Here is a 284-nt window from a genome sequence, read left to right as displayed (position 1 = left end):
TCTCGGATCAAATCAGCAAACTCAGCTTCCGTCATACCATTTCCGAATTAGCAAAAAAAAACCGTTCGGAATATATACCACCAAGTCTCTACTTGGCAGCGCTGACAGTAAAAGGGCGCGTGATTTTGCGCGGCTCCGACCGAACGCCTACGAGCGAGGACTGCTCTTCGAACGCGTCCATGCCCTCTTTCCACGTGTTCACCACCCATGCTCGGTAGACGACCAGATCCACGGAGCCATCAGGATTTGTTGCAAACGGCAACGGCTTGTCTACGAACACACGG

Annotated in this window: 1 protein-coding gene; it reads right to left on the bottom strand. The window is 52.5% G+C overall.

The window, feature by feature from the left end; all coding sequences use genetic code 11:
• Positions 1-88: 88 nt before the first annotated feature.
• The coding region (locus SB756_RS29425) for a hypothetical protein (RefSeq protein ID WP_410913086.1) at positions 89-284 on the bottom strand (196 nt) is incomplete at its 5' end.

Source organism: Pseudomonas sp. SIMBA_068 (assembly GCF_046534705.1).
Classification (GTDB): Bacteria; Pseudomonadota; Gammaproteobacteria; order Pseudomonadales; family Pseudomonadaceae; genus Aquipseudomonas; species Aquipseudomonas putida.
This window is presented reverse-complemented; position numbering and strand designations above follow the sequence as displayed.